The sequence below is a fragment of the Streptomyces sp. CB03234 genome (assembly GCF_001905885.1).
In the GTDB taxonomy this organism is placed as follows: domain Bacteria; phylum Actinomycetota; class Actinomycetes; order Streptomycetales; family Streptomycetaceae; genus Streptomyces.
In genome coordinates this window covers 595,355-617,742 of sequence record NZ_LIYH01000004.1, presented here as the reverse complement: position 1 = coordinate 617,742, position 22,388 = coordinate 595,355, and the positions used below count along the sequence as shown (strand labels likewise).

Annotated in this window: 18 protein-coding genes and 1 pseudogene; 6 read left to right on the top strand and 13 right to left on the bottom strand. The window is 71.9% G+C overall.

Features of this window, described 5'->3' with window-relative positions; translation table 11 throughout:
• Window positions 1-36 precede the first annotated feature (36 nt).
• The 8 genes from AMK26_RS19830 to AMK26_RS19800 all read right to left on the bottom strand — a co-directional run bounded on the left by AMK26_RS19830 (window position 37) and on the right by AMK26_RS19800 (window position 7,975).
• Window positions 37-624: a hemerythrin domain-containing protein gene (locus tag AMK26_RS19830; protein ID WP_073756011.1), complete on the bottom strand. Its 588-nt coding sequence runs from the start codon at window positions 622-624 to the stop codon at window positions 37-39.
• A 70-nt stretch (window positions 625-694) separates the two neighbouring features.
• A complete protein-coding gene (locus tag AMK26_RS19825; protein WP_073756010.1) occupies window positions 695-1,912 on the bottom strand; it encodes a sugar ABC transporter permease in 1,218 nt (405 codons plus the stop codon).
• Window positions 1,912-2,697, bottom strand: a complete 786-nt coding sequence (locus AMK26_RS19820; RefSeq protein WP_073756009.1) for an ATP-binding cassette domain-containing protein — start codon at window positions 2,695-2,697, stop codon at window positions 1,912-1,914. Before AMK26_RS19820 ends, AMK26_RS19825 begins: the two co-directional genes overlap by 1 nt.
• 14 nt (window positions 2,698-2,711) lie before the next feature.
• A complete protein-coding gene (locus AMK26_RS19815) occupies window positions 2,712-3,833 on the bottom strand; it encodes a substrate-binding domain-containing protein (RefSeq protein ID WP_241838002.1) in 1,122 nt (373 codons plus the stop codon).
• Window positions 3,834-3,838: 5 nt separating this feature from the next.
• Window positions 3,839-6,355, bottom strand: a complete 2,517-nt coding sequence (locus tag AMK26_RS19810) for a SpoIIE family protein phosphatase (RefSeq protein ID WP_079277688.1) — start codon at window positions 6,353-6,355, stop codon at window positions 3,839-3,841.
• Between the two features lie 95 nt (window positions 6,356-6,450).
• Window positions 6,451-6,861, bottom strand: a complete 411-nt coding sequence (locus AMK26_RS19805) for a DUF3662 domain-containing protein (RefSeq protein ID WP_073756299.1) — start codon at window positions 6,859-6,861, stop codon at window positions 6,451-6,453.
• 61 nt (window positions 6,862-6,922) lie between these two features.
• On the bottom strand, window positions 6,923-7,069 hold the full coding sequence (locus AMK26_RS37355) for a hypothetical protein (protein WP_179166714.1): 147 nt from the start codon (window positions 7,067-7,069) through the stop codon (window positions 6,923-6,925).
• 30 nt (window positions 7,070-7,099) lie between these two features.
• The gene (locus AMK26_RS19800; protein ID WP_073756008.1) at window positions 7,100-7,975 is read right to left on the bottom strand and encodes a DUF72 domain-containing protein; all 876 of its coding nucleotides are present in this window, start codon (window positions 7,973-7,975) and stop codon (window positions 7,100-7,102) included.
• 69 nt (window positions 7,976-8,044) lie between these two features.
• Here AMK26_RS19800 and AMK26_RS19795 point away from each other — a divergent pair, with 69 nt between their 5' ends.
• A complete protein-coding gene (locus AMK26_RS19795) occupies window positions 8,045-8,842 on the top strand; it encodes an N-formylglutamate amidohydrolase (RefSeq protein ID WP_241837973.1) in 798 nt (265 codons plus the stop codon).
• A gap of 9 nt (window positions 8,843-8,851) precedes the next feature.
• Here AMK26_RS19795 and AMK26_RS19790 read toward each other — a convergent pair whose 3' ends face one another.
• From AMK26_RS19790 to AMK26_RS19775, 4 genes are all read right to left on the bottom strand, one after another.
• On the bottom strand, window positions 8,852-9,328 hold the full coding sequence (locus tag AMK26_RS19790; protein WP_073756007.1) for a (2Fe-2S)-binding protein: 477 nt from the start codon (window positions 9,326-9,328) through the stop codon (window positions 8,852-8,854).
• Between the two features lie 15 nt (window positions 9,329-9,343).
• On the bottom strand, window positions 9,344-11,650 hold the full coding sequence (locus AMK26_RS19785; RefSeq protein WP_073756006.1) for a molybdopterin cofactor-binding domain-containing protein: 2,307 nt from the start codon (window positions 11,648-11,650) through the stop codon (window positions 9,344-9,346).
• Window positions 11,651-11,762: 112 nt separating this feature from the next.
• Window positions 11,763-12,989, bottom strand: coding sequence for an oxygenase MpaB family protein (locus AMK26_RS19780; RefSeq protein WP_073756005.1), 1,227 nt, complete (start codon window positions 12,987-12,989; stop codon window positions 11,763-11,765).
• A 39-nt stretch (window positions 12,990-13,028) separates the two neighbouring features.
• Window positions 13,029-14,258 carry an oxygenase MpaB family protein gene (locus AMK26_RS19775; RefSeq protein ID WP_073756004.1) on the bottom strand — a complete coding sequence of 410 codons (1,230 nt, stop codon included), beginning with the start codon at window positions 14,256-14,258 and terminating at the stop codon, window positions 13,029-13,031.
• A gap of 120 nt (window positions 14,259-14,378) precedes the next feature.
• Here AMK26_RS19775 and AMK26_RS19770 point away from each other — a divergent pair, with 120 nt between their 5' ends.
• From AMK26_RS19770 to AMK26_RS19755, 4 genes and pseudogenes are all read left to right on the top strand, one after another.
• Window positions 14,379-15,044 (top strand): TetR/AcrR family transcriptional regulator, encoded by a 666-nt coding sequence (locus AMK26_RS19770; protein WP_241837972.1) that lies wholly within the window; start codon window positions 14,379-14,381, stop codon window positions 15,042-15,044.
• 163 nt (window positions 15,045-15,207) lie between these two features.
• Window positions 15,208-17,055 carry an AMP-dependent synthetase/ligase gene (locus AMK26_RS19765; protein ID WP_073756003.1) on the top strand — a complete coding sequence of 616 codons (1,848 nt, stop codon included), beginning with the start codon at window positions 15,208-15,210 and terminating at the stop codon, window positions 17,053-17,055.
• Window positions 17,052-17,693, top strand: coding sequence for a TetR/AcrR family transcriptional regulator (locus AMK26_RS19760; protein ID WP_241837971.1), 642 nt, complete (start codon window positions 17,052-17,054; stop codon window positions 17,691-17,693). Before AMK26_RS19765 ends, AMK26_RS19760 begins: the two co-directional genes overlap by 4 nt.
• A gap of 40 nt (window positions 17,694-17,733) precedes the next feature.
• A pseudogene (locus AMK26_RS19755) lies at window positions 17,734-18,652 on the top strand (acyl-CoA dehydrogenase family protein).
• A 24-nt stretch (window positions 18,653-18,676) separates the two neighbouring features.
• On the opposite strand, the gene AMK26_RS19750 reads toward AMK26_RS19755, so the two are convergent.
• On the bottom strand, window positions 18,677-19,525 hold the full coding sequence (locus AMK26_RS19750; protein ID WP_073756001.1) for a rhomboid family intramembrane serine protease: 849 nt from the start codon (window positions 19,523-19,525) through the stop codon (window positions 18,677-18,679).
• A 170-nt stretch (window positions 19,526-19,695) separates the two neighbouring features.
• On the opposite strand from AMK26_RS19750, the gene AMK26_RS19745 reads away from it, so the two are divergent.
• The gene (locus AMK26_RS19745; protein ID WP_073756000.1) at window positions 19,696-22,362 is read left to right on the top strand and encodes a SpoIIE family protein phosphatase/ATP-binding protein; all 2,667 of its coding nucleotides are present in this window, start codon (window positions 19,696-19,698) and stop codon (window positions 22,360-22,362) included.
• Window positions 22,363-22,388 lie beyond the last annotated feature (26 nt).

The window sequence follows — 22,388 nt, the reverse complement described above, 5'->3', positions numbered from 1 at the left end:
CCGGTCGCGGGACGCCGGCGGCCACGGCAGGGGCGGTCAGCGGCTGGTGACGTGCTTGAGCGCGTCCCTGGTGCGGTCGAGCATGGACGCGAACGGTCCGACGACCCACTGTGCCGTCGGTGAGCCGGCGGCGCGCGGGTGGGGGTGGGTCGGGGCGAGCTTCTCGACCAGCTGGAGCTGACCGCCGAGCCTCTTGCGCTTGGCCTCGGGGCACTCCTGGAGCACGGAGGGGAACTCCTCCTTCTCCTCGTGCTCCGCGTGCTCGATGACGTCCTTCTCGAACCTTCGCAGCAGCTCGTCGAACTCCGGACTGGAGACGTCCATCCTCTCCAGTTCGGCCAGGACCTGGTTGGCCGCCTTCTCCTCCCGGTTGCGGGCATCGGCTTCCGCCGCACCGGCGGTGTCGGTCGCGACGGGACGCAGGATCATCTCCTCCGCGGTCTCGTGCACCGCCAGCAGTGCCCTCAGCGCGTCGAAGGCCTCCTGCTTGGGCCGGCCGCCCTCGGCGCCCTTCACCTCCGAGAACAGGTCCCGGATGAGCGCGTGCTGGCGCAGCAGCACTCCGATCACGTCGTCGTCGGGAAGCTTCGCGGCCTCCGCTCGTTCTTGCTTCGCGCTGCTCACGGCTTTTCCTCCGTCTCGTTCCGGAACGGCGATACGTACGGGTCCCACGAAGACGACCGCCCATGCCCGGCTAGACCCGGCCGTGGGCCTTCTGGGCGCGCCGTGACAGGGAGTCGATGACCACCGCGACGAGCAGGACCCCGCCCGTGATCATGAACTGGACGGCGGCCTGGATGCCCAGCAGGGCGACGCCCGAGGCGATCGACTGGATGACCAGGACGCCGAGGAGTGCGGACCAGACCCTGCCGCGGCCACCGAAGAGGCTGGTCCCGCCGATGACGGCGGCGGCGATGGCGTTCATCAGCAGGTTGCCGCCGCCCGAGGCCTGGCTGGCAGACGTGACCCGGGAGGCCAGGAAGAGGCCGCCGGCCGCGGCCATCGTGCCCGACACCATGAACACCGAGATCCGCACCCACGCCACCTCCAGGCCGGCGCGCCGGGCGGCCTCGACACCGCCGCCGAGCGCGAAGATCATCCGCCCGTAGGTCGTGCGGCGCAGCACGTAGTCCAGACCCACCAGGACGACGATGAAGATGAGCAGGGCGAGCGGCAGCCCCTGGAACCGGTTGAGCGTGAACGCGGCGGCGAAGACGACCACGGCCAGGGCCCCGGTGCGTACGGCGATCTCGGGGAGGGTCCGGGACCGCACTCCGGCCGCGACGCGCCGCCGCGCGTCCCGCAGGGAGACGAGGAAGTAGCCGGCGGTGCCGAGCGCCGCCACGCCGTACGCGACGGCCACGTCGTGGAAGTAGTGGCCGGTGAGCATGGCGACCAGGCCCTCGGCGTCGAGGTTGATGGTGCCGCTCGACCCGAGGATGTACAGCATCAGGCCGTTCCAGCCCAGCAGCCCGGCCAGGGTGACGACGAAGGAAGGGACACCGACCTTCGCGAAGAAGAACCCGTGCACCGCTCCGATCGCCGCTCCCATGACCACGGCGATCAGCACGGCGACGCCCTCCGCCATGCCGTGATGGACGTTCAGGACGGCGAACGCGGCCGCCGCGAGGCCGCTCACGGAGCCGACCGACAGGTCGATCTCGCCCAGGAGCAGGACGAAGACGACACCGACGGCGATCAGTCCGGTGCCGACGATGTCCACGCTCAGGTTGGACAGGTTGCGGGGCGAGAGGAACTTCTCGTCGAGCATCACGAAGATGAGCCAGATCGACGCCAGGCTGAGCAGGACGGGCAGCGAGCCGAGTTCACCGCTGCGGAGGCTGTCCTTGACGGCCTCGACGCGGCGCGCCTTCCCTCCGTCCGTGCCGCCGGGGCCGCTGGTGCCGCTCATCAGCCCAGCTCCCACTCGCGGGACGCGCGCCGGGTGACGGCGTTGTCCGTGGCCCCGGTGATGGAGGAGATGATCTGCTCGTGGGAGGTCGTCGTGACGTCGAAGAAGCCGTTGTTCCGGCCGAGGCGGAGGACGGCGATCCAGTCGGCGACGGCTTTGACGTCCCCCATGTTGTGGCTGATGAGGAGGACGCCGAGGCCTCGCTCCCGCAAGCGGTCGACGAGGTTGAGGACTTGGGCGGTCTGCTCGATGCCGAGCGCGGCGGTGGGCTCGTCGAGCAGGACGAGTCGCGGTTCGCCCAGCAGCGAGCGGGAGATGGCGACGGTCTGCCGCTGTCCGCCGGACAGGGAGGCGACGGGGACGCGGACGCTGGGCATCCGGATGGAGAAGGTGTCGAGCAGGCCGAGGGTACGGCGCTCCATCTCCACCTCGTCCAGGATGCCGACCCGGTGGATCTCCCGGCCGAGGAAGAGGTTGCCGACGACGTCGAGGTTGTCGCACAGCGCCAGGTCCTGGTAGACGGTCGCGATACCGAGGGCCTGCGCGTCGTGCGGCCGGGCGATGTGGACCGGCCGGCCGTCCCACTCGATGACACCGTGGTCGGCGGGGTCCACGCCCGAGATGATCTTGATGAGGGTGGATTTTCCGGCACCGTTGTCGCCCACCAGCGCGACGACCTCACCCGCGCGGATCTCCAGGTCGACGTCCGCGAGCGCCTGGACCGCGCCGAACCGCTTGAAGACCGCCTTCAGCGCCAGCAGGGGTGGTGCTGCCATGTGAACCACTTCCGTCCCCGGGCTCATGGCGTGAGCCCCGCTCTCTCGCAGCCGGCCGCGAACTTGGGGGTGCAGATCTGGTCGATTGTGTACATGCCGTCCTTGACCACGGTCTCCTTGATGTTGCCGACGGTCACGGAGACCGGTGTGAGCAGGACGGACGGGATGCCGCGGGTGGTGGGGCTGTCCACCCTGCTCGTCGCGATCCCGTCCGGGCTCTCTCCCCGTACGAGTGCGACGGCCATCTCCGCGGCGGCGTACGCCTCCAGCCTGAACGGCTTGTAGACGGTCATGTACTGCTCCCCCGCGACGATCCGCTGGATACCGGCGAGCTCGGCGTCCTGCCCGGTCACGGGAGGCAGCGGCCGGATCTTGGCGGACTTCAGGGCCGAGATGATGCCGGCGGCGAGGCCGTCGTTTGCGGAGTACACGCCGTCGATGTTGTCGGCGCCCAGGGCGGCGATGGCTCCGGACATGTTGATGTGGGCGTTCAGCGGCCGCCACTCGGCCGTGTCGTACGCCTTGCCGATCCTGACCTTGCCCTCGAGGGCGGCGAGCGCGCCCTCCTTGAACCAGGCCGAGTTGGGGTCGGTGGCGGCGCCGTTCATCATCACGATCTGGCCGCCGCGCGCCTTGTTCCCCATGGCCTTCAGCAGCGCCTCGCCCTGGAGCCGCCCGACCCGCTCGCCGTCGAAGGAGACGTACGCCGAGATCGGGCCGTCCACGAGCCGGTCGTAGGCGACGACCTCGATGCCCGCCTCCCGGGCCCGGTCGACCGAGGAACGCAGCGACTTGGAGTCGACGGCGTCCAGGATCATCACCCGGACCCCCTTGGTGATCATCGCGTCGACCTGCTGCTGCTGGGTCGCCACATCGGCCTGCGCGCTGTTGAACTCCACGTCGCACTCGGCGCACAGCTCGGCGATCCGCCGCTCGATCAAGGGCCGGTCGAACGCCCCGAAGCGATGGGTGTCGTCCGGGAGCAACAGGCCGATCGCCCGGCCGCCGGGGGCGACCCGTGCGCCCGGCTCGGGCACTTCGGCGGCCTTCCCGCAGGCCGCGAGACCGGAGGCCAAGGCCATGGCCAGCGCCAGGCCGGCCGCCGGCAGGGCGGCGGGTGCGGCCCGGCGGCGGCGCGCGTTCACCTCGGTCACCTCCCGTCGTGTGCGCCGGGCATCAGGCGGACGGGCCGCCCGCCCGTGTCCCGGCTGTCCCGGCTGTCCCGGCTGTCCCGGCGCGGCCGCGTCCCGTCCGGCACGGCCCGCTCGCCGCTTCCCGCGCCGTCGTCGAGCCGCTCGCGTGGCGCCAGGGCGACCTCGGACCACACCTGCTTGCCGCCGCTGAGCGGCACCGACCCCCAGGCCGTGGACATCGCCTCGACGAGCAGCAGCCCGCGCCCGCCGGTCGCCTCCCAGTCCACGCTGGTGGACTTGACCGGGGTACGGGGCGAGGCGTCGTTCACGGCGATACGAAGCCGGTCCGCCGCCAGCGTCAGGTCCAGCCGTACCTCTCCCCGGGTGTGCGCGATGGCGTTCGTGACCAGCTCGGACACGACCAGCAGCGCCATGTCGACCTCCGCCGCCACGCCCCAGCCGCGCAGGGTCCGGGCGGTGAAGCGACGCGCGTGCATGACGGCGTCGGGCAGCCGCCACACCGCCCACCGGGCGCGTATCGGCCGGACCCGCATCCCGTCGTAGCGCAGCAGCAGCACCGCCACGTCGTCGTCGCGCCGGCGCGTGCCCGCGACGAGCCCGTCGGCGACCCGCCCGGGGTCGGCCGGGTCGGCACCCCGCAGCACCTCGCACACGGCGCGCATCCCGTCCTCCAGGGGGAGGCTCGACGATTCCACCAGGCCGTCCGTCAGCAGGGCGATGAGGGTTCCGGGCGCGAGGCCGAGCTCGGTGAGCGGGAACTCGGCGTCCGCCATGACCCCGAGCGGGGGTCCGCCCTCGATCTCGGTCGCCTCCGTGGTGCCGTCGGGCAGGCGCAGCAGCGGTGGCAGATGGCCGGCCCGGACGATCCAGGCCAGGCCCTCCTCCATGTCGAGGTCGACATAGCAGCAGGTGGCGAACAGGTCGGTCTCCATGCCGACGAGGAGCCGGTTGGCGTGGGCCACCACCACATCGGGCGGGTGGCCCTCCACCGCGTACGCCCGGATCGCCGTACGCATCTGCCCCATGATCGTGGCGGCCCCGGCGCTGTGGCCCTGCACATCGCCGATGACCAGCGCCACGTGCCCGTCGGAGAGCGGGATGACGTCGTACCAGTCGCCGCCCACCTCCAGGCCGACCGTCGCGGGCAGGTAGCGGGCGACGGCCACGCCTCCCGGCAGTGCCGGCAGCTTGCGGGGCAGGAGGCTGCGCTGGAGCATCGTGGCGAGTTCGTGCCCGGCGTTCAGGGCATGGGCACGTGTCAGGGCCTGGCCCACCAGACCGGCCGTCGCCGTCAGCAGGGAGCGCTCCTCCGGCCCGAAGCGGTGCTCGCCGTCCCACCCGACGAGGCACACCCCGACCATGCGGCCGTCCGCCGGCAGCGGGAGGACGGCGAGGCCGCCCGGCCCGATGCCGGCGAGGCCCGGTTCGAGCGGGGCGCCCGGCGGCCACAGGGCGACATGGCCCTCCCGCAGGGCGCTCTCCAGGGTCGGGAGGCTGTGGCAGGACGCGTCCGGCCACTCCGAGCGCCACTCCGAGCGCCACACCCCGGGCCAGGCGTCGGGCTGCGGCGGGTCGAGGAGGGTGACCACCAGCCGGTCGCCCTCCAGCTCGGCGACCGCGACGCGGGTGGCGTTCAGCGGCGTACGCAAGGAGTCGACGACCACCCGGCTGACGTCCCGGATCGTCGTGGCGCCGGCCAGCGCGGCGGACAGCCGCTGCACCAGCGACACCTCGTCGGGGGTGGGGCGCAGGTACGAGGCGTCACCCACCACGCCCAGGATGCGTTCCGGTCTGCCGTCCTCGCCGGCCAGCACGCGGCAGCGCAGGCCCAGCCAGCGCAGTTCGCCGCCCGGCCGGCGGATGCGGAACGCCAGTTGCTGGTGGCCGGCCGCCCGGTCCGGTTCGACGACCGACATCAGCGCCGGCACGTCGTCGGGGACGGCGCACTCCAGCAGCGTGGACACATGCCCGTCGAAGTCCGCCGGGGAGACGCCGAGCAGCTGCAGCACCTGCGCGTCCACGTCCATGCGCCCGGTCCTGAGCGTCAGGACGAAGGTGCCGCCGCGCAGCGGCAGCAGCGTGGGGCCCGTGGGCGAGCCGACCTCCACGGGGGCGGCGACCCGGGCCGCGGCCGCCTCCAGCCCCGCGGCCGTCTGGTCGGCGTACAGCTCCAGGAAAGCGCGCTGGTCGGCGTCGAAGCCGTCGCCGTCCATGCGCACCACGACCAGGCAGCCCAGCAGCCGGGCGTCCCCGCCGAGCGGCAGCGCGCCCAGCGACACGGGGGTGCCCGTCCCGCCGGGGGCCGGTTCCTTCGGCGTCAGCCACAGGGGCCGCCGGGCACGGCAGGCGTCGGCCACCGCGGAGCCGCCCGAGAGGGCATAGGTCTGCGGCAACTCGTACGGCGCGCGGGAGTCACCGGCCACCTCGGCCAGGCGCAGCTCCTCGCCGCTCTCGGCCGGCACGTAGACAGCGGCCAGTGCCACCCCGCAGGTCGCAAAGATCTGCCCGCTCAACGCGTGCACCGCCTCCGTACCCGGGAAGCCGCCGGCGTGCGCCGCTGTCCATCGCCTCTACCCCATGCTGCTCCTTCCCCGGCACGGGCAGCCAGTCAGGGCGTCGGTCCGCCCTCTCCGAACGCGTCGGCCCGCACGTGGGGCATAGGGCTGCTGCTCACCCGGTAGGGGTCGTCGGGCGGGCGGGTGGCCGGGGTGATGCGTACGGTCAGCGGCCCGGCCCACTCGTACCCCCGCTGCTCCCCGTGGCGCGCCAGGACGTCCGTCAGCTCCTGCCCCACGTCACCGGCGCCATGGCGCAGCAGCTCCTCGTGCACCGCGGTGTCCAGTTCGACCTCGTACGCGTTGGGCACCACCACTCTGCTCTCGCTGCACACCACGGCGTGGTCGTCGCACTCCCGGCGCAGCGCGTCCAGCAGCTCGACCGGCTCGTGGTGGCGGGCCTTGGACACCAGGGCGCTCTGCCAGCGCTCCAGGGCCCGCTCCCACCGCGTCAGGGCTCCCATGCCCATGGGCCCGCTCACCCTCCTCGTACGTCGTCATCGCCGTGTCGTCATCGCCGTGTCGTCATCGGCGCCCGCGCAGCCGGCCGAGCAGCCGGCGGGCCTGGGCGCGCTTGCGCGGGTCGGAGGCGGCGCGGCGCGCCGACGCGATCGTCCGCTGCCCCTGCGGGCTGCGGGTGAACTGCTTGATGCGTGTGATCAGTCCGGACATGGAACCTCCTCGAGAGTCTGTACGGCGCGTCTACCCGGTGGTGTCCCGAGGATGTGTGGCGGGGGCCAACAGGCGCTTCATGGACTCGGCGGCGCGTACGGCGGCGTCGGCACAGCAGTTGTTGAACAGCACGTGCAGGTGCGCGACCCGCTCGGCCAGGGCGCACAGGCGCGGCCGCCATTCCCGCAGTTCCTCCTCCGCGTAGGCGTGCCGGAACCGGTCCTCCTTGGTGCCGCTGCCCCAGGCGGCGCTGCGCCCGTGGAAGCGGACCACCGCGAGGTCGCGGGAGGTGACCGGGGTGGTGGGGGGTATGGAGGTGGGCAGGCCCTGTGCCATGTCCACGGCCACGGCGGCGGCGTCCAGGTCCCGCAGCAGGGCGGTGGTGCGCTCCCGGTGGGGATCCCGCCACCAGTCGGGGTGCCGGAACTCCACGGCCATGGGCCAGTCGGTGGCCCGTTTCCTGGTGCGGTGGAGGACGGCCTCCGCCCGGGCGCCGGGGGCGAACCAGGGCGGGAACTGGAACAGCAGGGTGCCGAGGCGGTCCGCCTGCCGCAGTGGGCGCAGTGCTTCGCTGAAGCGGTGCCACACCTCGTCGAGGAGCCCGGGGTCGCCGGTGGCGCGGTCCCGCAGGTCGGCGGGGAGGGCTGCCGGGCGGGTGGGGTGGCCGGTGAGGAGGGAGAACGCCTTGACGTCGAAGCGGAAGCCCGGCGGGGTGCGCTCGGCCCACAGACGGCTGTTGCGGGCGCTGGGGAGCGCGTAGTACGTCGAGTCGGCCTCGACCACGGGGAACTGTCCGGCGTAGTGCCGCAGCCGTCCCTCGGGGTCGCGTCGTCCCGGCGGATACCACCCGCTGCCCACAAGTGCCTTGTCCGTCCACGAACATGTACCGATCAGGATGTGACCCATGTCGGGCCGCCTACCCGCACGACGGACATGATGTCCGGGACACCTCACGAACCGTCAGCGAGGACCCACGTGACGACCGACCCCTCCGCCGCCTTCCGGCTCCACCCGGGTGCGCCCGGCTCCCCGGTGATCCTGCACGTCCCGCACTCCTCCCGTGCCGTACCCGCGGACGTCCGCGCCGGCATCGTGCTGGACGACCGGGCGCTGGCGGTGGAGCTGGACCACATCACCGACGCGTACACCGCGGAGATCGCCGCCAGGGCGGCCGAGGCGGCGCCGGTGACGCCCTGGCGGTTCGTCAACCGGCTGTCACGTCTGGTCGTCGACCCCGAGCGGTTCCCCGACGAGCGGGAGGAGATGCTGGCGGTCGGCATGGGCGCGGTCTACACCCGGACCACGCACCGCGAGGAGCTGCGCCCGGCCGGCACCGACGTACGGCCCCTGGTCGAGCGCTACTTCCACCCGTACGCGGAGGCGATGACGGCGGCCGTGGCGGAGCGGCTCGACGCGGTCGGGCATGCCGTGGTCGTGGACGTCCACTCGTACCCGGCGAAGGCGCTGCCGTACGAACTGCACGGCGACGGGCCGCGTCCGCCGGTCTGCCTGGGCACCGACGCGTTCCACACGCCCGCGCCGCTGCTGGACGCGGCGCGGCGGGCGTTCGCGGGCTTCGGCGGTACGGGGCTGGACAGTCCGTTCGCGGGCACGTACGTGCCGCTGCGGTACTACGGGAAGGAACCGAGGGTCGCCGCGCTGATGGTGGAGATCCGGCGTGACCTGTACATGAGCGAGCGGGGCGAGCCCCTCGGCCGGGGGATCGAGGCGCTGGCGGTGGCGCTGGCGGAGCTGGTCGGGCGGATTCCCTGACCCGGACCGTCACATCTTCTCGGCGCCGGCCTTGATCGCTTCGCGGATGCGGACGTACGTGCCGCAGCGGCAGATGTTGCGGATGCCGTCGAGGTCGGCGTCGGTGATCGTCCGGCCCTCTTCGGCGGCCCGGCGGACCAGGGCGACGGCGGCCATGATCTGGCCGGGCTGGCAGTAGCCGCACTGGGCCACGTCCAGGTCGAGCCAGGCCTGCTGCATCGGGTGCAGGTCGGCGTCCACCGTGGCCGGGAGGCCTTCGATCGTGGTGACCTCGTCGGTCGGCCGCAGGTCCTTCACGGGGATCGCGCAGGGGTTGACGGCCTTGCCGTTGAGGTGGCTGGTGCACGCCTTGCAGACGTTGATGCCGCACCCGTACTTCGGTCCGGTGACGCCCAGGACGTCGCGCAGCACCCACAGCAGTCGCACGTCGTCGGCGACGTCGACGGTGACCTGTTCGCCGTTGAGGCGGAAAGTGTGCTCGGGCACGGGATCTCCAAGCTGTCAGCGGACGTGGTCCAGGCCGTCGGTGGGCGAGGGCGGGATGGGCGGCACGGTCGGTTTGGGTACGAAGGAGAGTGTGCCGTGGTTGATCGGGAAGGTGGTGGGCATCGTCCCCGTGGCACGGCCGTAGGCACAGGCGACGGCGGCCGTTGACGCGGCGACGCCGAGCTCGCCGGCGCCGCCGGGTTCGCCGGTGGTGCCCGGCATGATGATGATCTCAAGCTCCGGTGGCGTGTTCCACTGCCGGGTGTAGAAGTAGTTGTCCCAGCTGGCCTCGAGGAAGTACCCGTCCCGCAGGTGCAGGCTCGAGGTCAGGGTCAGGGCGATGCCGTCCATGACGCAGCCCATCATCTGCGCTTCCAGACCGCGCGGGTTGACGGCGAGGCCGACGTCCACGGCGACGACGGCTTTGGTGACGCGCGGCCCGGCCACGCCGTCGCGGACGGGCCGGCCGACCGTCCCGGGCCGGCAGTCGATCTCCACCAGCACCGCGCTGACGGCGTGGTACTCGGAGTGGAAGGCGATGCCCTGCGCGGTGCCGGCCGGCATCGGCCGGCCCCAGTTCCCGGCCTCGGCGGCCTTCTCCAGCACCGCCCGGGAACGGTCGTCGCGGAGGAACTCGCGGCGGAACCGGAAGGGGTCCTTGCCCATCTTCGCGGCGAGCCGGTCGACGACGAGTTCCCGCGCGCAGGTGACGTCCGGGGAGTAGACGTTGCGCATGCTCCCGGTGTTGAAGCCCTTGTCGGTCTCGCTGAGGAGCCGGCTGCTGATTCCGAAGTCGTAGGGCATCGACTGCGACAGGTGGAAGAACGTCTGCGAGAAACCGATGTCACCCACCGGCAGCTTCGCCGCCATGGCGGTGAAGATCTCGCCGAGCCCATGGCCGAGGTCGGTGGAGACACTGGTGTGCCGCTGGTGGTAGCCGAGCACGGTGTTGCCTACGTACGAGGCCCGTACGCGGGAGGTGGCCATGGGGTGGGTGCGCCCTTGGCGGGAGTCGTCGGCGCGGTGCCACATGAGTTTGACGGGTTTTCCGATCCGCCGGGAGATCTCGACGGCTTCCAGCGCCGCGTCGAAGAAGAGTTTGCGCCCGAAGGAGCCGCCGCCTTCCGTGACGTGCACGGTGACCGCGCGGAGCGGCAGCCCCAGCTTGGCGGCGATGGTCTGCTGGGCGACGATCGGTGATTTCAGCGACGACCAGACCTCGGCGCGGTCGGGGCGCACGTCGGCGATCGCGCAGTTGGGTTCCAGCGCGCTGTTGCTGCGGAAGTGGAAGGTGAACGTGGACTCCACGGCCGGGGTCAGCGGCGGTGGCCCGAGCGGCAGCTCGGCGGCCCGCAGCTCCCGCAGCACGGACTCGTCGGACTTGCCTTCCGCGGTACCGGGTTTCCACGACACCCGGAGGGCGCGTACGGCGTCGATGCACTGGCCGAAGGTCTCGGCGCGCACCGCCACCCCGGTGGGGATCACCGCGACATCGGTGACGCCCGGCATGGTGCGGACCTCGCCGAGGTTGGCCACCGATCGCACCGTGCCGTTGATGGTGGGCGGACGGCACACCATGGTGGGCTTGGCGTCCGGGACGTCGAGGTCCATCGTGAACTTCTTGCGCCCGGTGACCGCGGCGAGCGCGTCGACGCGGTTGTGCGGCCGGCCGATGACGGTGAACTCCTCGCGCGGCTTGAGCTCCACGGACACCTGCCGTGTCCGTTCGCCCGCGGCCTTCTCGGAGAGCGCGCCGATGCCGATGCTCCGGCCCACGAGGTCGGTGACGACCCCGGCCTTCAGGGTGAGGTCGGTGACCGCCGCGCCCAGTTCGATCGCCGCGGCCTCCAGCAGCCGGCCCCGGGCGACGGCGGCGGCGACCCGGATCGGGACGTAGGTCGAGATGGTGGTGTTCGACCCGCCGGTGAGCTGGTTGAACACGAGTTCCGGTCGTGCGTCGGCCAGGGTGACGCGCACCTGTTCCAGCGGTACGTCCATTTCCTCGGCGATCAGCATGGCCGTCGAGGTGGTGATGCCCTGGCCGACCTCGGCCCTCGGCAGGGCGAACGACACGGTGCCGTCCCGGTTGACCTCGACCGTGATCAGGTTGGAGGTCGGCAGGGCGGCCGCGGTCATCACGTCGTTGAGGTCGAGCAACTCCGTGATGTCCGGCGAAGGGATCTGCGCCCGGGCCTCCGGCGCCGGGCCGAGTTCGGCGGCGGCCACCAGGGTCGGGGCCGCCAGTACGTAGCCGAGGAACCGGCGCCGCCCGATGTCACCCGTACCGGACTGCGGCTGAGTCGAACGATCGGCTCTGGTCATCGACGGGCGCCCTCCCCCAGTTGTTTCCGCCGGCCCGGGCGGGCCGGCGGCATGGTCGCGATACGCGACCGACCTCATGTGACCGTCTGGTGACTCGTCAGGTCAAGTGGGCTCATCCCTGAGGGCGGTTCGCGTCGGGGATCTCGATGCTGATGGGCTTCCCCTCGGACAGGAAGAGCAGGACGAACGTGCGGATCAGCTCCTCCATGGTCCAGGCGGCTTCCGGGACCAGCGGCAGGGGAATCAGGCCCTCGCGGAAGGCCACCAGCAGCGGCCAGGCGGCGCTGATCAGCGGCTCCCAGAACGGTTCCTCGGACAGCCCGATCAGGTCGCCGACCCGGTCACCGAGCGTGTACCGGGAGAACGCGCTGACCAGGGGCCGGGTCAGGCCGCCGTCGAGTTCGGCGACGATGTCGAGCAGCACTTCGGTCAGCTTGACGCCTTCGGGGGTGCGGCCCAGGGCGGGGTCGAGGATCTGCTTGGACTGGGCGTTGGCCGCGTCCCAGCTGACGGGAATGTACTCGTCCCGGACGCCGAGCATGTGCGCGGTCACCTGCCACACGTGCAGGTAGGCAGCGGACTCGGCGGGGGAGATCCGCACCTTCCATTCGAGCATCTTCCGCATGACGAAGGTGGGCAGGCTGTGCCAGGTGACCAGGATGTCAGCCTGGCTGATCGGGATCTTCTGGCCTCCGCTGGTCTGGGACCAGCCCGGGGACTGAGGCAGCAGGTGCCGTACGGCCGCGTGCACCAGCCGGGTCTTCACGGCGGTCACGACCATCGCGCCCTGGGGCTGGTACGCGTCCAGGTCCCCGACGTCGTACCCGAGCTTCGCGGTCTTGGCGACCCGGTCCTTCATGTCGGCGCCGCCCTTGGAGTAGTAGACGGCGCGCGCCTCCCTGGGGATGGCGGTGCTCATCAGACCACTGCCCAGCCCGTACAGGGCACCGACGTAGATCCCTTTGGTCTTGTTGAACCGGGCCGCGGTGTCGAGCTTGTTCCGGTCCGCCCATGACGGCAGCCGGCGCGCTCTCTCCATGAACTCCCGCAGGTCCGGGGGCAGTCCGTCCGGCAACGGCTGGTCGTTGCGGGTCCACGACCGCAGCAGCTGGTTGACCCTGGGCACGTCGCCCCGGTCGATGAGGGAGGCGAGCACCGGGTCGGCCTCCTCGTCCCACACCCAGTTCGGGTCCGTCCCCGGTCCCGACCCGGCCACCGAACCGCTCGGCGACCACGTCCACAGGGACCGCGCCTGAGCCGGCGCCGCCATGCCCAGCGCTCCGAGCGCGCCCATCGCTCCGCCGGCGATCAGCATCCTGCGCCTGCTGAGTTCGTCCATGGTGCATTCCTCCTCGAGTCGGCCGCGTACCGCGGGGGTTCAGAACGACCGGTTGGCGTCGGGGATCTCGATGTGAACGGCCCGTCCCTTGGTGAGGCAGAACATGATGTACTGGCGGGCCGCTTCGTCGATCGTCCAGGCGAGCGCCGGCACCAGCGGCAGCGGGATCAGACTCTCGCGGAAGGCCACCAGCTTGGGCCAGGCGGCCTCGATGGCCCCTTCCCAGAACGGCTCGCGGGGGATGCCGTCCCAGTCGGCGACCTGGTCACCGACCAGGTACCGGGCGAGCGCGTTGACGAGGGGCCGGTCGACACCGCCGGGGCTGGTCTGCTCGGCGAGCTGGCCCAGCAGGATGTCGGTCAGTTCCACGCCTTCGGGCGTGGGGCCCAGGACCGGGTCGAGCAGCTGCCTGGACTGGGCCTCGGCGGCGTCCCATGTGGCGGGGATGTACTCGTCCCGGATGCCGAGCAGGTGGGCGGTCACCTGCCACAGGTGCAGATAGGCCTCGGACTCGGCGCGGGTGACCGGGACCTTCCACTCGGTCAGCTTGCGCATGGCGAAGGTGGGCAGGGTGTGCCAGGTGACCAGCATGTCGGCGAGGCTGATCGGGATCTTCTGGCCTCCGCTGGTCCCGGACCAGCCCGGGGACTTCGGCAGCAGGTGTCGTACGGCCGCGTGCACCAGCCGGGTCTTGACCGCTTCCACCACGATGTGACCGTCGGGCTGATACGCGTTCAGGGCCCCGACGGCGAATCCCAGCTTGCTCGTCTTGGCGACCCGGTCCTCCATGTCGGCGCCGCCCTTGGAGTAGTAGACGGCGCGCGCCTCCCTGGGGATCGCGGTGCTCAGCATGCCGCCGCCCACTCCGTTGAGGAGATTGAGGTAGAAGCCCCTGGTCTTGTTGAACCGGGCCGCGAGGTTCAGCTTGTCCTGGTCCGCCCACGACGGCAGGCGACGTGCCCTGTCCATGAACTCCCGCAGGTCCCGGGGCAGTCCGTCCGGCAACGGCTGGTCGTTGCGGGTCCACGACCGCAGCAGCTGGTTGACCCCGGGCACGTCGCCCCGGTCGATCACGGAGGCGAGTAACCGGTCGGCCTCCTCGTCCCACACCCAGTTCGGGTCCGTCCCCGGCCCCGACCCGGCCACCGAACCGCTCGGCGACCACGTCCACAGGGACCGCGCCTGAGCCGGCGCCGCCATGCCCAGTGCTCCGAGCGCTCCCATCGCCCCGCCGGCGATCAGCATCCTGCGCCTGCTCAGTGGGTCCATTGCCCCGGACTCCTTTGGTACGGTGAAACACATCGCGTATCCGTGTATCTGCGTGTGAGCCCAGAGGAGCACAGCCGCGACATGAACGCCAGAGGCTGCACAGAATCAGGGAAGGCAACCGTGGAATCAGGGAGAGCGACCGCGCCGTCACTGCTGGAACTCGCGTTCACCGAGGCCGCCGACGGCGCCGACCAGGACGACGAGACCACCACGCGCCTGCTCGACGCCGCGTACGAGCAGTTCTGCCGCATGGGCATCAGGCGGTCCACCATGGCGGATGTGGCGCGGCTGGCCGGCGTCTCGCGGATCACCGTCTACCGCCGGTTCGCCTCCAAGGAAGCGCTGGTCGAGCAGGTCGTACGGCGCGAGTTCCGGCGGTACTTCGACCAGTTCACCGTCGACATCCAGGACGCCGGGACCGTCGCCGACCGGGTCGTCCTGGGGTTCGTGAGCTCGTTGCGGGCCATCCGCCGCAATCCCCTCATCGGCGGCCTGATGGCCGACGAGCCGGACGCCGTCGTGCCGTCCATGACCAGCGACGGGGGCCGTACGCTGGCCGCCGTGCGGCAGTTCGTCGCGGACAGGCTCCGCCGGGAGCAGCACGCGGGCCATGTCTCCCGTGACGTGGACGTGGACGTCGTGGCGGAGATGATGGTCCGGATCTCCGCGTCCTTCCTGGTCATCCCCAGTCACGTCATCGACCTCGACGACGAGGAGCAGCTGCGCACGGTGGCCCGGCAGTTCCTCGTCCCGATGCTCGTGCCACCGCGCCCCGCTCGCCCGTAGGCGCGTACTGGCTCCCTGTCAATAGCGCTGACGCACCGCCAACTGCTCATGGCCACAGGCCACAACGATCGGTACGCGCGCTATTGACGCTCGTACAACAACGGGTCCACCCTGAGCCCGCTCCAGGAGTCCGTTCACGGTTCGCGATGGAGGGAGCCCGCCCGTGGCCACAGCAGAGCAGCTGCACCAGTCCGTCGAGGGGCTGACGATCACCGGGTTGCTGCGCCGCAACGCCCGGCAGTTCGCCGACCGCCCGGCGCTCACCACCGGGACCGGCCCGGACGCGGCGACGCTGTCCTGGTCGCGGCTGCGCGGCGAGGTCGCCGCCCTCACCCGCGGCCTCGCCACGCTCGGTCTGAGCCGGGGCGACCGCCTGCTCATCGCGATGTCCAAGCGGCTGGAGCACTGGATCGCCGACCTGGCCGCGATCCACCTGGGCGCCCTGCCCTGCAGTACGTACGACACGCTGAGCACGGAGCAGATCCGCTTCGTGGCGCGGCACAGCGCGGCCACCGTCCTGGTCCTGGAGGGCGAGGAGCAGATGCGGCGCTGGCAGCCGGTCCTGGAGGATCTGCCCCACCTGCGCGCCGTCGTCGTCCTCGATCCGGGCGTCGTCCCGGCGGGCGACCGGCGCTTCGTCACCTACGCGGACCTTCGCGTACCGCCGGGGGCACCGCCCGGGGTACCGCCCGGGGTACCGCTCGACGACGACGCGTTCGAGGTGCTCACGGACGCGGCCACCGCGGACCAGCCGCTGACCGTGGTCTACACCTCGGGCACCACCGGCGAGCCCAAGGGCGTGGTGCTCACCCACCGCAACGTGATCTACGAGTCCCTGATGCAGGACCACCTCGTCACGGTCCCCGAGCATCCACGGACGGTGGCGTACCTGCCGATGGCGCACATCGCCGAGCGGGTCCTCGGGATCTACCTGCCCATTTGCAACGCCGGCCACGTCACGATCTGTCCGGACCCCGCGCAGCTCCTGCCGACGCTGCTCGCGGTGCGCCCGCACGGCTTCTTCGGCGTTCCCCGCGTGTGGGAGAAGCTCGCCGCCGGCCTGCGGGCCAAGCTCGGCACGCTCCCCGAGGAGCAGGCCGCGGCGATCGCGCAGGCGCGGGGCGTCGCACTGGAGGTGTTCCGGCTGCGTTCCGCCGGCAAGGACATCCCGGCGGAGCTCGACGCGGCACTGGAGCAGCTCGACACCCGGCTGCTGCGGCCCATCCGGGCGGCCGTCGGGCTCGACGAGTGCCACCGGGCCTTCAGCGGAGCCGCGCCGATCCCCTCCCCCGTCGTGGAGTTCCTGGCGAGCGTGGGACTTCCGGTGTACGAGGTGTGGGGCCTGAGCGAGACGACCGGGGCGGCGACGGTCAGCACACCGGAGGTGTTCGCCCTGGGCGCGGTCGGACGCCCAGGGCCGGGCGTCGAGGTCAGGGTGGCCGCCGACGGGGAACTGTTCGTGCGCGGGCCCGTGGTCTTCTCCGGATACCTCCGGGCCGACGGCGGCACCGAGGCGGCGACCGACCCGGACGGCTGGCTGCCCACCGGCGACATCGGCGCGGTCGACGAGCGGGGCATCCTCTCCATCACGGACCGCAAGAAGGAGATCATCATCACCGACGGGGGCAAGAACATCGCCCCCACGAGGATCGAGTCCCTGCTGCGGGCGCACCCCCTGGTCGCGCACGCCGTCGCCATCGGCGACCGGCGCCCGTACGTCACCGCGCTGCTGGTGCTCGACGAGGAGGCGGCCCCGCTCTGGGCGCGCGCGAACGGGATCGCCACCGGGGACCTGGAGGAACTGGCACGCCACCCGGAGGTGCTCGCGGCGCTCGACAAGGCGGTCGCGGAGGCGAACACGGCGCTCTCCCGCGCGGAACAGGTGAAGAAGTACCGGGTGGTGGCCGGCCCGTGGACCGCGGAGTCCGGGGAGCTGACGCCGAAGCTCAGCCTGCGGCGCAAGGCCATCCACACGCTGCACGCCTCGGTGATCGCGTCCATGTACGCATGACGAGAGGGGTCACGGGCATGGGCGGTCGGCGCCAGGCACAGCGACGCAGGATGGAGCCGGACGCCCGGCGCGCCGAGATCCTCGGTGTGGCGCGCGGGCTCTTCGGGGCGAACGGCTACACCGCGGTGTCCGTCTCGGACATCGCGGCCGAGGCCGGCGTGGCCCGGGCGCTGATCAACCACTACTTCGGCGGCAAGCGGCAGCTCTACCTGGAGGTGGTGCGGCAGATGATGGTCGTACCGGCCTCCGTCTCGCAGCGGCTGCCCCCGACCACCCCCGAGGAGCGGTTGTCGATCTGTGTCGACCGGTGGCTCGACGTCGTCGAGCGCAACCGGGAGATGTGGCTGTCCGCGATCGGGCTGGAGGCCGTCGGCAACGACCCGGACATCGACCGGATCATGCTGGAGGCGGACGAGATCGCGACCGACCGCGTTCTGGAGGCCGCGATGATGACCGGCGTCACCGAGGGACGGCACAAGCTCCGGGCGATGATCCGCGCTCACGGCGGCATGCTCAAGGCGGCCTCCCGGGAATGGCTGGTACGCGGCACGCTCAGCCGCGGCGACCTGCACGTGATGCTGACGCGCACCGTGCTCCACCTGCTGAACACCGTCTACCCCGCCGTACGGGACGACTAGCCATGCGTCACCGACGATGCCTCAGGGAGGAACGCGCGTCATGCCCCGAGTCCTGACAGACGAACGCCGCGACCTGGTCAAGGCGGTGGGCGACTTCTGCCGCCGCGAGTGCGGCACCAAGGAGCAGCGGGACAAGCTGACGGCCGACGGCCGGGATCCGCACAACCAGCAGCTCTACGAGAGGATGGCGGAGCTGGGCTGGCTGGGCATCGTCGTACCCGAGGAGTACGGCGGCGCGGGCCGGGGCATGACGGAGCTGTGCCTGTTCCTTGAGGCGACCTCCTACGGGCGCGCGCCGATCAGCGGTTTCGCGACCACGGTCATCGCCGCGGCGGCGTACGAGAAGTTCGGCACCGAGGAGCAGAAGCGCGTCGTGCTCGGCGGCGTGACCAGGGGCCGGGTCGAGGCCGTCTCGATGTCCGAGCCGGGCGCCGGGTCGGACGTGGGCGCGCTGACCTGCCGCGCGGAACGCACCGACGGCGGCTACGTGATCAACGGGCAGAAGACCTGGTGCTCCAACGCGCACTTCGCCGATCACATCCTGCTCATCGCCCGTACGTCACGGGAGGAGTCCAAGCACCGGGGGCTCACCCAGTTCATGGTGGACACCGACGCCGAGGGCCTGGAGGTCAGGGGCATCGACACGATGGGCGGCCGGGAGGTCAACGACCTGTACTTCACCGACTGCTTCGTACCGGACGCGGCGGTCGTCGGCACGCCCGGCGAAGCCTGGGCGCAGCTGATGGCCGGGCTGAACCTGGAGCGGATGATCCTCGCCGCGCTGATGCTGGGCGTCGCCCGGCGCGCGTTCGACGACACCCTGGCGTACGTGCGGCAGCGGGAGCAGTTGGCCGGCCGATCGGCTCCTTACCCTGCTGCGTTCGACCGTCGTGTCCACGGTGTACGGCGGGACGAGCGAGATCCAGCGGGACATCATCGGCAGGACGTACGGCCTGTAGCCGGGCCGGCCCGGCCGCCCTCCGTCACCAGCCCGGGTGGGAGCGGCCCTGCCAGGGTGTGCCGGGCCGCGCCCGCCGGCCCCACAGCAGCCCCTGCGGCTCGGGGGGCGCGGGAGTGCCCCGGCGCAGCGGCCAGGCGATCAGCGCGCCCGCCACGAAGCCGATCACATGCGCCACATAGGCCACCGTGCCGGCGTGGGAGACGCCCGCGCCGTACGAGTACACCGCCTGAAGGCCGAACCACAGCCCCAGCACCGACCAGGCCGGAAGCCGCAGGGGCAGGAAGATCAGGAACGGCACCAGCACCCACACCCTGGCCCTCGGGAACAGCACGAGGTACGCGCCGAGGGCACCGGCGACCGCACCCGAGGCACCGATCAGCGGAGCCGCCGAGCCGGCGTTGAGCAGCGCGAACCCGTACGTGGCGGCGTAACCGCAGACGCCGTAGAACAGCAGGTAGCGCACGTGGCCGAGGCGGTCCTCGATGTTGTCGCCGAAGATCCACAGGAACAGCATGTTGCCGAGCAGATGCAGCCAGCTGCCGTGCAGGAACATCGCCGTCAGGACGGACAGCGGCGGTGACTTGTCGTAGACGGGCGGGCCGACCAGGCAGCCCGGTCCGGCCGGGCCGATACCCACCTGGCCCGTGGGCACCAGGTGCGGCAGACGGTCATGGATGAGCTCACTTGGCACGGCCGCCCACTGGTCCAGGAACGCCTCCAGGCGGCACAGCTGCGCCAGGCCGCTCTCGCCGGCCACCGAACCGGCCAGGCCGGGGGTGCGCAGGAAGACCACGAAATTGGCGACGATCAGCGCGTACGTCACCCAGGGGACGCGCCGTGCCGGATTCACGTCATGAACGGGGATGACCACAACAGATCACTTCCCGGTCGCCGCTGCCCGAATCCGGCGGTTCCGCGGGGGCGCTACTCGCGCATCCGGGCGTGCGGTCGCCGACAATGGAAGGGCGCGCGTCTCCGGGCTCGTCTCCTCCGGTGTGGAGTGTGATGGAGAAATTGGCCAGTCGTGGTTCGAGGTCGGGAATGCGCTCCCTGCTGGGCCCGCGCACCGCCGCCGGGCAGGTGTTCCTGTTGCAGGTCGTGATCGTGCTGCTGGTGGTCGCGGCCGCGGTGACGGCCGTGGTGGTCCAGGCCAACCGGGCCGGTGAGAGGGAGGCCGAGCGCCTGTCGGTGACGGCGGCCCACTCCTTCGCGAACGCCCCGGGCACGGCCGAGGCGTTGGACAGCCGCGATCCGACAGCCCTCCTGCAGCCGCGTGCCGAGGCGGCGCGCGAAGCGGCGGGCGTCGACTTCATTCTCGTCATGACCACCGACGGCATCCGCCTGACGTACCCGGACCCGCGCCAGATCGGGAAGAAGTTCGTGGGCACCATCCAGCCGGCGCTGGAAGGCCGCACCGTCGTGGAGCGGGCCGGCGGGCCGCCGCTGCCCGCCGGCACCGGCATGGCCGTGCAGGCCGTGGTCCCGGTGACGGGTGCCGACGGTTCCGTCGTCGGTCTGGTGTCCGCCGGAATCACCGTGGAGAACGTGGGGGACCTGGTCGAACGGCAGCTGCCGCTCATCCTCGGCGCCGGTGCGGCCGCGCTGGCGCTGTCCACCGCCGGGACGGCCCTGGTGTCCAGGCGGCTCCGGCGGCAGACGCACGGCATGGGCCCGGCGGAGATGACCCGGATGTACGAGCACCATGACGCGGTGCTGCACGCCGTACGGGAAGGCGTGCTGATCATCGCCGCGGACGGCCGGGTGCTGCTGGCCAACGACGAGGCGCGGCGGTTGCTGGACCTGCCGGTGGACGCGGAGCCGGGGCGGGTTTCGGACCTGGGGCTGGACGGGGAGACGGCGCGGCTGCTGGCATCGGGCGAACCGGTCACGGACACCGTGTGCCTGGCGGGAGACCGGCTGCTGGCCGTGAACAAGCGGCCCACGGCGCCGTACGGGGGCCGGGCGGGCAGCGTGGTGACGCTGCGGGACACCACCGAACTGGCGACGGTCACCGGGCGCGCGGAGGTCGCACGGGAGCGGCTGAAGCTCCTGTACGACGCGGGGGTGCGGGTGGGAGCCACGCTGGATGTGACGCGCACCGCCGAGGAACTCGCCAAGGTGTCCGTACCGCGGTTCGCCGACGCCGTCACCGTGGAGCTGCTGGACGCCGTCCTGCTGGGCGAGGAGCCACCGCCCGGGACGAGCGCCGAGTTGCGCCGCGCCGCCGTCCACGGCGCGGGAGCGGACCGGTCCCTGCGCCCCGTCGGCGAGCTGATCCGGTTCGCGCCCACCGGTCCCGTCGCCACCGCGATGGTCACCGGCCGCGCGGTCCTGGAGACCGACGTCCCGGAGCAGGGCTTCCGCTCCGTCGTCGCGGTGCCGATGCGGGCGCGGGGTGTGCTGCTGGGCGTGGCGAACTTCTGGCGGGCGAGCGCCTCCGCGCCCTTCGAGGAGGAGGACACAACGTTCGCCGAGGAGCTGGCCGCCCGGGCGGCGGTCGCAATCGACAACGCCCGCCGCTACACCCGCGAGCACACCCTGGCCGTCACCCTGCAGCGCAGCCTCCTGCCCCGGGGCGTACCCGAGCAGAACGCCCTCGAAGCGGCGTACCGCTACCTGCCCGCCCGCGCCGGGGTGGGCGGCGACTGGTTCGACGTCATCCCGCTGTCCGGCGCCCGGGTGGCGCTGGTCGTCGGCGACGTCGTCGGCCACGGGCTGCACGCCGCGGCCACCATGGGCCGGCTGCGTACCGCCGTACACAACTTCTCCACCCTGGACCTGCCTCCCGACGAGCTGCTGAGCCATCTGGATGAGCTGGTGGCCCACATCGACACCAACGAGGACGCCCCGGAAGACCGGGACGGTCAGGGGATCACCGGGGCCACCTGCCTGTACGCCGTCTACGATCCCGTCTCCGGGCGGGTGGCCGCCGCCACCGCCGGCCACCCGCAGCCCGCGGTGGTCCACCCCGACGGGACCGTGACCTTCCTGCGCATGCCGGTCTCGCCGCCGCTGGGCCTGGGCGCCGGAATGCCCTCCGAGAGCGCCGAGCTGACCCTGGCCGAGGACTCCAAGCTGGTGCTCTACACCGACGGGCTGATCGAGGGCCGCGGCCACGACCTGGACGCCGGCATGGAAGCCCTGCGTACTGCCCTGGCCGGGACCGACCGCACACCGGAGTCCACCTGCGCCGCGGTGATCGAGGCCATGCTGCCCGCCCAGCCGATCGACGACATCGTGCTGCTGATCGCCCGCACGCGCCGCCTCGACCCCGAGGACTTCGCCGAGTGGGAGGTGCCCCGTGACCCCGCCGCGGTGGCCCCGGTCCGCACCGCCTGCGCCCGCCGCCTGGCGGACTGGGGCCTGGACGACATCGGCTTCAGCACCGAACTCATCCTCAGCGAGCTGATCACCAACGCCATCCGCTACGGCGGCGCCCCGATCACCGTCCGGCTGCTCCACGGCCGCAACCTGATCTGCGAGGTCTCCGACGGCAGCAGCACCTCACCCCACCTGCGCCGGGCCAAGGCCACCGACGAGGGCGGCCGCGGCCTGTTCCTCGTCGCCCAGTACGCCGAACGCTGGGGCACCCGGTACACCCCCGAGGGCAAGGTCATCTGGACCGAACAGTCCCTCCACGGCCGAGCGGTGGAACCCACGGGACTCGACGACGCCCTGCTCGACCAGTGGAGCGACGAGGCCCTTTGACCCGCCGGCCGGCCGGCCAGGGGCCG

Excerpts from the sequence above, each read along its gene's own strand:
- AMK26_RS19825 (WP_073756010.1), bottom strand. The coding sequence starts at position 1,912 with ATGAGCGGCACCAGCGGCCCCGGCGGCACGGACGGAGGGAAGGCGCGC.
- AMK26_RS19805 (WP_073756299.1), bottom strand. The coding sequence starts at position 6,861 with ATGGGAGCCCTGACGCGGTGGGAGCGGGCCCTGGAGCGCTGGCAGAGC.
- AMK26_RS37355 (WP_179166714.1), bottom strand. The coding sequence starts at position 7,069 with ATGTCCGGACTGATCACACGCATCAAGCAGTTCACCCGCAGCCCGCAG.
- AMK26_RS19800 (WP_073756008.1), bottom strand. The coding sequence starts at position 7,975 with ATGGGTCACATCCTGATCGGTACATGTTCGTGGACGGACAAGGCACTT.
- AMK26_RS19785 (WP_073756006.1), bottom strand. The coding sequence starts at position 11,650 with ATGACCAGAGCCGATCGTTCGACTCAGCCGCAGTCCGGTACGGGTGAC.
- AMK26_RS19780 (WP_073756005.1), bottom strand. The coding sequence starts at position 12,989 with ATGGACGAACTCAGCAGGCGCAGGATGCTGATCGCCGGCGGAGCGATG.
- AMK26_RS19775 (WP_073756004.1), bottom strand. The coding sequence starts at position 14,258 with ATGGACCCACTGAGCAGGCGCAGGATGCTGATCGCCGGCGGGGCGATG.
- AMK26_RS19760 (WP_241837971.1), top strand. The coding sequence starts at position 17,052 with ATGACGAGAGGGGTCACGGGCATGGGCGGTCGGCGCCAGGCACAGCGA.
- AMK26_RS19745 (WP_073756000.1), top strand. The coding sequence starts at position 19,696 with ATGCGCTCCCTGCTGGGCCCGCGCACCGCCGCCGGGCAGGTGTTCCTG.